Origin of the sequence: Vibrio sp. 2096 (assembly GCF_033339595.1) — a bacterium.
GTDB classification, from domain to species: Bacteria; Pseudomonadota; Gammaproteobacteria; order Enterobacterales; family Vibrionaceae; genus Vibrio; species Vibrio alginolyticus.
The window spans coordinates 1-7,198 of sequence record NZ_JAWOUX010000030.1; the positions used below are offsets into that span (position 1 = coordinate 1).

Genomic DNA, 7,198 nt, shown 5'->3' on the forward strand with positions numbered 1-7,198 from the left:
GTCGTTTCGCTTCTTTGGCGTGTTTGTTTACGATATCCTTCTCAACTTGACCTTGGTATTCTCGTTTTATGTTTTCGATCTCTTTCGTTTTTTTAGCTAATTCTTTCTTAGCTTTGAGTAACGACTCATCTGCGAATGTGCGAATGCCGTTGTAAATTAAACCTAAAATGAACGCTGTCATGAGGCTAAACAAGAATATGTAAACCCATGATTGCCATTGGTACCAGAGCGTTTTTGCGCCTTGTGCTAGTAAAATAGGACCATTTGAGTTGGATAAGTCTACTAACCAAATCGTGCTATCGGGAGTTAGAAAATCAAGAAATGGTGCTGCAAAAAGCAATACCAATCCCACAACAATTACCGTCAAAAATCCCCAAATCATCGTAGGTATACCTCTGTAATATCGGGGCGGAAATGCCCTAGCTCTTGAGAAATAATCGTCATGACATCGATACGCTCAAAGTGGTTAGCCAGTTGTTCGTAGCGGTTTTGTGCGTAGCTATGGCGTAAGCCGTGTGCTCCGTTGGAGTACCCAAGAGCGCGAGAACTCGCTTTGCTGAACGCATCAGAAAACTTGTGTCCTCCTGCTATGTTGTAATGCGATTCGTAATTCACGCCCCTGTCAGAGAGTTGCTGTGGTGTATCGAGTCTGCGTTCTTCTAACTTTTCTGCCAAATGGTTGGGGATTTGAACTTCACGAATGAGACCGCCTTTCCCTTGAACCGTGTAGGTTTTTGAGTCATTGGGGAGTTGGGAAAATTTATCTTGGTGTACGTCCCGTGGACTCGGATTTACTTCGCCAGAAGGTCGTAGTGTGTACAGTTCGTGAGCGCGTAGACCCGCTTCATGACAAAGTTGTGTTGAGAGTGCATGTTGCTCGGTTTGGTGCTGAATGATCGCATTGACCTGTTCTGGCGTGTAAGAACGAGAGTTTTCAATAGTTTCTTTTTTAGATGTAGGAAGCTCTTTGGGTGGGTATAGTGTTTGATTGGGTTCTAACTTATGTGTGACATGCTGCATCATTGTTTGTATTGCCTGACGATCCATGTCGATTGTGCTTTGTTTACATTCGTGAGCGCGTAACTCTATGTAGTTTTTTGCTTGTTCTGGGGTTAGTTCTCTTAGAGAGCCAAGCTTGAACTCTTTCAGATAATCGCAACAGGTTTTCAATGCTTGTTCGTAGTTCCTCGCCGTTCCCACCGATTCTATGGCATTACCTTTCCCCTGCATTTCTTTCATGACAGAAGCGGCTTGTTTTTCTGATTTTGCGAAGTGCCCTTTAGCCATTGCGTGTTACTCCGATGGAATGGATATATCGGAGGATGGTACTGCGAGCTGCATATTGCTTGTGTTCAGTTTGGAGGTGCAGAGCAATCAGTTCTAAAGATGCGCCATGCTTGTACATTTTGGCGATTTCAGAACGGAACGGTTCAAGTTTAGAGGTGCGTTTCTTATAGTTTTTGCCTTTGCGTAAAGCACGGGTCTTTTTTGCAGCTTCGGTCGCTGCTACTGGATCAAAGCTCATAAAAATCTCGATGTGGGCGTAAGAACTAGCTAAATATTTTCGTAAAAATATCCAGACGGCATTGCCGTTCGCCAATTTTGCTTTTTTTCGTATAGCAAGGCCGACTGTTCACACCTTTTCACGTTCACTTTCCGCCAGTGAAGTGCGTACTGATTTTTGTGTTTCGCTGCTTTGAGAAGCACCGTTGGTATCAGTAATTAAAACCAACGTGTACGGTGTTAACTAGGCCGTACTCCCCTGAGGCAAAATCATTTTTTAGTTCTCTGACTAAGCGCGGATTTGATTTTCGCAGACCAAACCAAGGAGGTTGTAGAGGTCAGGTTCCTGCATAAGCAGCAGTGGGCTATGGAAATTCCATTGTGACATTTTCACGTTTTATCTGCAATATTGTTTTGTTGCAGGCTTTTTGTTGCGTGAAATTATATAAAAGCTTATTAAAGCTCGCGCTATGTGGAATTTTTAAATTCTACATAGCGCGAGTAGGCTCGCGAAATTTGCGAAAAGTACCGCCTGAATTGCGTAGCAACAGGGCGGTGCTTTGAGTGAATTTGACGGGGTTAGGGGCAGTAGCCCCTCACGAACTGACGCGCTGCGCTTGTCGCATCACTAGCCCAAGATAAACTGCAAGTTTATCCTGGGCCGGTGATGTGCATTTTGAACGCTAGGCGTTTTTGAGCTGCATGATCAAGAGCCAAACTTAGGAAACAAAACGCTGATGGTAAGGTGGATAAAAGAATCTATGAGAAAGAGGCTGTTATGTTTATTCGAGTTATTTTTACAGCATTATCATTTTGCGCTGTTTTCATTGTGGTGAGTGACAACATACCGGGTTGGGGGAATGCTTTGGGGTGGAGTTACATCTTGGGTATGTTGGCTCTGGGGGTAATAACATTGAAAGCCGAACAGCTCATGGCATGGTGTGATAAGCAATTAGCGAAAAAGAGAAAATGAAGAGGTATACTAGGTGTGTTAATAATTAACACATGGTGATTTTATGGCTAGAACAACAAGCGTCACAATCGGAGAATCTCTTGATTGTTTTATCGAAAGAATGATCGCAACAGGTCGTTATGGCTCAACAAGTGAAGTGATGAGAAGTGCATTGCGACTACTCGAACAACAAGAGAATCAACAAGACTTACTGCGAAAAGCGCTCGATGAGGGTGAGGCGAGCGGAGAGTGTTCCTTGTCATTAAAAGAAGTGGCAGCAAGAAGAAAGGCCAAGCTGCATGTATAAACTTTCCCAAAAAGCAGCAGACGATTTTGGGGATATCTACGAATATACCTTTTTAAATTTTGGCGCAGAGCAAGCCGACAACTACACCGATGAAATGGAACAATGTTTACAAACTCTGTCAGAGGCACCATTCATTGGTCGAGATTGTTCCGAACTTCGTTCTGGCGTACGTCGTCATGATCATCAGAAACACGCCATTTTTTATCGAGTTCGAGAGTTCGATATCTTTGTTATCCGGATCTTGCACCAACAGATGAACCCAATGTTGCATCTTTAAATTACTTAATTTTTTGATAAAACCTAGAAAAACGCCCCTTAGAGGGCGTTTTTTGTTTCAAACGAACAGCGCCATCTTTGCCCTGTAAATCGCCTGAAAAGCGTCACAAACTTTCAGCCCGATTTCTGGGTCAGTAGGGCATAGTAAGTGCTTAAAAACGTGCCTAGAGCCTCTGATGGCGTTCTAAGGGCTGTTTTTGATAGCTAACTCGCCCGTTTAACATAATAGGAATAATAGACACCGATTTTGAGTGTGGCTCAGGCATAAATTTGGATTCTGATTAATGTATACATCTTCAAGTGGTTCTATGAAATTGGTATACATTAATCAATAGGGGGAGGTGATTTTCGTTACAGAGTCACGCGTTGCGAATCACTCTTAAATGCTTTGTTAGAGCACTTTGCTCTGTGTCACCAAGTCAAAAGCTTCGTTAACTTTTTTCCCAAGCGAAATCTGTTTGATTCCTGCAGGAACATGTAAGAACAGTGGAAAAATAGCCCAAAAAAAGAATAGCCCAATAACAACAAACAACCATCCACCTACTACTTGGGCATCATACTTACCAAATACTCCCTTTGTGTGGTTATTGTAAGCATAGGCAATAAACTTACCTGTTTTTGAGTCCCGCTCGCCGACAACAGTAACTTCATCATTACGATTAATAACCCAAGCATCAGATACTTGAAGTTCGATTACACAATTATTTTCACTTAATTCAAACTGTACCTTGGTTTTAGTGACCGCTTTGAAATTAATAACCTTACCAACTAATTTATCTAACATTATTTTGTTAACTCTATGTTACTTTACTAGGAGTGCTCTAACGCCCTGTTAAGGGGTGAGCAACGCAATACCGAAGCTTCCGCATACCGCCTTAACCACTAAAACCAACGCATAGTAAAAATGCCACGCGTTGTGAATCCCTCTTAAACAGTTTGTTAGCCCTTTGCCCAAATTTGGTACGTGTAATCAATATTTGAACTGAAACTTTGCTCAAATGTTTGTTTGAAACTCTGTGGAACTGAAGGGAAAAACACGTCGCCAGAGATGTGCTTATGAATCACTGAAAGATGGATAACATCTGCTTGTTCGATTAATGCTTTGTAAATTTCACCACCACCAGAAACAAAGACATGTGTTGTCGTATTGTCTAAGTAAGATAATGCCGATTCAATGCTGGTGAAATAAATAACATCTGGATCATTCGAGACCATTTCTGAGCGAGTAACCACAGCATATTTCCTATTGGGAAGTTTACCCATTGAGTCGAAAGTTTTACGACCGACTAAAAGCCAATGATTGTAAGTCATAGCTTTGAACAGGAGCTGCTCACCTTGTACATGCCAAGGTATATCCAATCCAGAGCCAATTACTCCATTCTCAGAAACTGCTGCCATAATGGATATTTTCATTTTTCCTCCTGAGGGCTAACGCCCGCCTAAGGGGCTGGCAACGCATAACAACTAAACTCAAACACAACAACTGCAACCACAGCGGCTCATTGGGACTGGAAACGCCACGCGTTGACAGTCCCTCTTGAGGCGTTTGTTATGTGTGTGTTCAAACCATCAAATTTAGTCAGGAACTACTATTAAACCTAATTGCTCTAAAAGTTGTTCTTGCTGCCACGAACAGATTTTTACACCTGTAAGGTCAACTTTCCGAGGGTCTAAACCATACAACTCCGAGTGGCTCAAATCACAACCTTGCAACCTACACTGGCTCCAACACCCTTCAGAAAATACTCCCCGACTTAAATCAGACTCTTTAAATGATGCACCACTCAGATTTGCGCCAATCCATCTATTCTCAAACAAATCACACTTTTCGATACACTGCCTTTCAAAGTTGGCGTATGAAAGATTACAACCTGTTATATAAGCTGAACAAAAATACATTCTGTTCGATACCTGATTCATGAAGCTAGCTTGAGAAAAATTGGCACCCTTTAAATCGCATTCTCTGAACTCGATACCAAAACAATTTGCACCTTTGAAATACGACATTGAAAGACTGCAGTTTTTAAAAGATGCATCTCTAAGATCCGAGTAAGAAAAATCACACCCCTCTAATTCACCTCGTTCAATGAAAGAACAATCTACAAATTGTGTATCGCGGAGGTTCGCTCGTTTAAAGGAACAGCAGAAAAATTTGCAATTTTTAAAATACTGACCACTCATGTCTTGATGTGAAAAGTCTGCTTGTACATATAACTGGTCTGTTTTATCCATTTTCTAGCCCTCTTTCTATTTGAGTCGAAGACTAACATTTACCAACCAGTTCTCAAGAAAAATAAACACCTTAAAAACAGCAACTTACAACCACTTAAAATCGCAAAAATAAGGCGCCAAATTGACGCTCTAAGGCACCGTTTTTTAATTCACCCATGCCGCATGGCTAGAAAAAAGTTTTGATTAATCATGGCGCTTGCAAGAAAAACACATAACGCTTTCTATACGGCGAAAAGCCGTATTTCTACTCAGATCTAAGCTCATTTAATCTTTCATGGTCAACATAAATTCAAAGACTTAAAGATAAATTCGGCATGTTAGGTGGTAACATGTCGCTTAATGTGAAGAGTGGGATTTAACGTAATGTCACTTTGTGCGAAGTGCAGTGTTTCGGTAGAACAATGATTCTCGAAAGGTCGCTATAGCGGCCTTTTTTGTGCCTGAAAGCAAGAAAAGCGAAGGGAAATTGCGAAGTAAGGTATTGAGGAGTAAGATTAACTCTAGATAAAACAAAGCCCCGAAACTCATTCAAACTTGGCGGAATGGAGAGTTATCAGGGCTAAAGCTTAAGGTAATTTTAACACATGGAAAGACAAAGACAATCCACACGTAACCGCCATAAGTGCAGTTATGTGTGAAAGCTAAACAATCAAACGCATTTCAACTCGATCTAATCGAGACGCTTCCTCATAAGCCGTATTGCACCGATGAACTCGGTGTCACTTACATACGCCCAAAAAGTACAGCGATTAAGAAAAAATATCTGCAAGTGAACCAACCGAAGTTGGTCACTTACCTTGTCTTTGATATTGATCGACAAGGCGGTGTGTTGGCTTGGTACGACAACGATCTTCCCACACCATATTGGACTTCAAAGAACCCAGAGAACGCACACGCACACATTGCGTATCGCTTGAAAGTTCCATTCTGTACGTCTGATATCGCGCATAGTGAACCTATTCGCTACGCAGCTGCGATTGAATCCGCGATGATTGAGCGTCTGAAAGCGGATCGTGGATTCGCAGGACTACTGACGAAAAATCCACTGCACCCACATTGGCAAAATGAGTTTTGGACAGAGTACGAGTACACACTCGATGAACTGGCGGAATACCTCGATCTGAAAGGCCACCCGTTACGTGGTAGCGAAACGTCTGGTCTTGGCCGTAACTGTGAGTTGTTCGATAACACTCGTCAGTGGGCATATAGAGCGATTCGGGAATACTGGGCGCCTAACTACAAAAGAAAGTGGAATGCAGCCGTCTACGACAAAGTAGAAAGTACGAATAGCCAGTTCAATGTTCCTTTGCCCGTGTCAGAAGTGAAAGCGATAGCGAAGTCGATCGCTAACTGGACGTATCGAGAATTCACGCCAGAAAAGAAAAGCCAATGGCACGCTAAGAAAGGTGCTAAGGGTGGAAAAGTTTCAAAAGGTGGAGGTAGACCTAGCCTTAACGAACCTTGGGTTGAGCTTGGTATCAGTCGAAGAACTTACTTCCGTTGGAAGTCGACTGGCAAATTGTAATGTGTGGCACTAAACAAGCTATATCAGATAACAGCCCTTTTTAGGGTTGTTATCTGATTAATGGCCTCTATGTTTCTTTGCTAATCTTGCTAGAGCGGTATACGTGATTTTTGTTCCATCCGTGAACTTCCAGTCTATTTCATCTAAGAACTCTGCCATTATTTTCTTCTCTGCGCTCAGTCGATCTCTTTGACCTAACTTACTCTGTGTCTGTTGGTTTTGTCGACGGTGTGCGTGATTGACTATTCTTATTTGCTTTTGTAACGCCACTTCCTTGTTCTCTGTTTGCTGCTTGATAGCGTAGATCTCGTTTTCTTTCTTGTTGAGTCGTTTCGCTTCTTTGGCGTGTTTGTTTACGATATCCTTCTCAACTTGACCTTGGTATTCTCGTTTTATGTTTTCG

General features: G+C 42.1%; 9 protein-coding genes and 2 pseudogenes. 4 read left to right on the plus strand and 7 right to left on the minus strand.

All coding sequences use genetic code 11. The features are described 5' to 3' along the window. The 3 genes and pseudogenes from R7Q41_RS23335 to R7Q41_RS23345 form a co-directional block, all read right to left on the minus strand. Positions 1–382 (minus strand): annotated as a pseudogene (locus R7Q41_RS23335) (hypothetical protein); the annotation flags it as partial. Then, positions 379–1,287 (minus strand): tyrosine-type recombinase/integrase, encoded by a 909-nt coding sequence (locus R7Q41_RS23340; RefSeq protein WP_102137292.1) that lies wholly within the window; start codon positions 1,285–1,287, stop codon positions 379–381. The pseudogene R7Q41_RS23335 and the gene R7Q41_RS23340, both read right to left, overlap by 4 nt. Further along, entirely contained in the window at positions 1,280–1,525 is a 246-nt protein-coding gene (locus tag R7Q41_RS23345) for a hypothetical protein (protein ID WP_169573145.1), read from the minus strand. The genes R7Q41_RS23340 and R7Q41_RS23345 overlap by 8 nt, the downstream gene beginning before the upstream one ends. 723 nt (positions 1,526–2,248) lie before the next feature. Here R7Q41_RS23345 and R7Q41_RS23350 point away from each other — a divergent pair. Genes R7Q41_RS23350 through R7Q41_RS23360 form a run of 3 tightly spaced genes read left to right on the plus strand, consistent with a single transcriptional unit; the run spans position 2,249 to position 3,039 of the window. Further along, a complete protein-coding gene (locus R7Q41_RS23350; RefSeq protein ID WP_225452192.1) occupies positions 2,249–2,476 on the plus strand; it encodes a hypothetical protein in 228 nt (75 codons plus the stop codon). A gap of 43 nt (positions 2,477–2,519) precedes the next feature. Continuing rightward, positions 2,520–2,762 (plus strand): type II toxin-antitoxin system ParD family antitoxin, encoded by a 243-nt coding sequence (locus R7Q41_RS23355; RefSeq protein ID WP_012615282.1) that lies wholly within the window; start codon positions 2,520–2,522, stop codon positions 2,760–2,762. Continuing rightward, entirely contained in the window at positions 2,755–3,039 is a 285-nt protein-coding gene (locus R7Q41_RS23360; protein ID WP_012615283.1) for a type II toxin-antitoxin system RelE/ParE family toxin, read from the plus strand. Before R7Q41_RS23355 ends, R7Q41_RS23360 begins: the two co-directional genes overlap by 8 nt. Positions 3,040–3,429: 390 nt before the next feature. Here R7Q41_RS23360 and R7Q41_RS23365 read toward each other — a convergent pair whose 3' ends face one another. The 3 genes from R7Q41_RS23365 to R7Q41_RS23375 all read right to left on the minus strand — a co-directional run bounded on the left by R7Q41_RS23365 (position 3,430) and on the right by R7Q41_RS23375 (position 5,270). After that, complete coding sequence (locus tag R7Q41_RS23365) at positions 3,430–3,822, minus strand: hypothetical protein (RefSeq protein ID WP_000884724.1); 393 nt, start codon at positions 3,820–3,822, stop codon at positions 3,430–3,432. 155 nt (positions 3,823–3,977) lie between these two features. After that, the gene (gene dfrA31, locus R7Q41_RS23370) at positions 3,978–4,451 is read right to left on the minus strand and encodes a trimethoprim-resistant dihydrofolate reductase DfrA31 (RefSeq protein ID WP_000703246.1); all 474 of its coding nucleotides are present in this window, start codon (positions 4,449–4,451) and stop codon (positions 3,978–3,980) included. Positions 4,452–4,613: 162 nt separating this feature from the next. Continuing rightward, entirely contained in the window at positions 4,614–5,270 is a 657-nt protein-coding gene (locus R7Q41_RS23375) for a quinolone resistance pentapeptide repeat protein QnrVC5 (protein WP_000361705.1), read from the minus strand. Positions 5,271–5,904: 634 nt separating this feature from the next. On the opposite strand from R7Q41_RS23375, the gene R7Q41_RS23380 reads away from it, so the two are divergent. Further along, positions 5,905–6,795: a replication initiation protein gene (locus R7Q41_RS23380; protein WP_012615284.1), complete on the plus strand. Its 891-nt coding sequence runs from the start codon at positions 5,905–5,907 to the stop codon at positions 6,793–6,795. Positions 6,796–6,852: 57 nt separating this feature from the next. Here the strand turns inward: R7Q41_RS23380 and R7Q41_RS23385 are convergent. Beyond that, positions 6,853–7,198, minus strand: a pseudogene (locus tag R7Q41_RS23385) (hypothetical protein); the annotation flags it as partial.

Excerpts from the sequence above, each read along its gene's own strand:
- R7Q41_RS23375 (WP_000361705.1), bottom strand. The coding sequence starts at position 5,270 with ATGGATAAAACAGACCAGTTATATGTACAAGCAGACTTTTCACATCAA.
- R7Q41_RS23340 (WP_102137292.1), bottom strand. The coding sequence starts at position 1,287 with ATGGCTAAAGGGCACTTCGCAAAATCAGAAAAACAAGCCGCTTCTGTC.
- dfrA31 (WP_000703246.1), bottom strand. The coding sequence starts at position 4,451 with ATGAAAATATCCATTATGGCAGCAGTTTCTGAGAATGGAGTAATTGGC.
- R7Q41_RS23365 (WP_000884724.1), bottom strand. The coding sequence starts at position 3,822 with ATGTTAGATAAATTAGTTGGTAAGGTTATTAATTTCAAAGCGGTCACT.
- R7Q41_RS23355 (WP_012615282.1), top strand. The coding sequence starts at position 2,520 with ATGGCTAGAACAACAAGCGTCACAATCGGAGAATCTCTTGATTGTTTT.
- R7Q41_RS23360 (WP_012615283.1), top strand. The coding sequence starts at position 2,755 with ATGTATAAACTTTCCCAAAAAGCAGCAGACGATTTTGGGGATATCTAC.
- R7Q41_RS23345 (WP_169573145.1), bottom strand. The coding sequence starts at position 1,525 with ATGAGCTTTGATCCAGTAGCAGCGACCGAAGCTGCAAAAAAGACCCGT.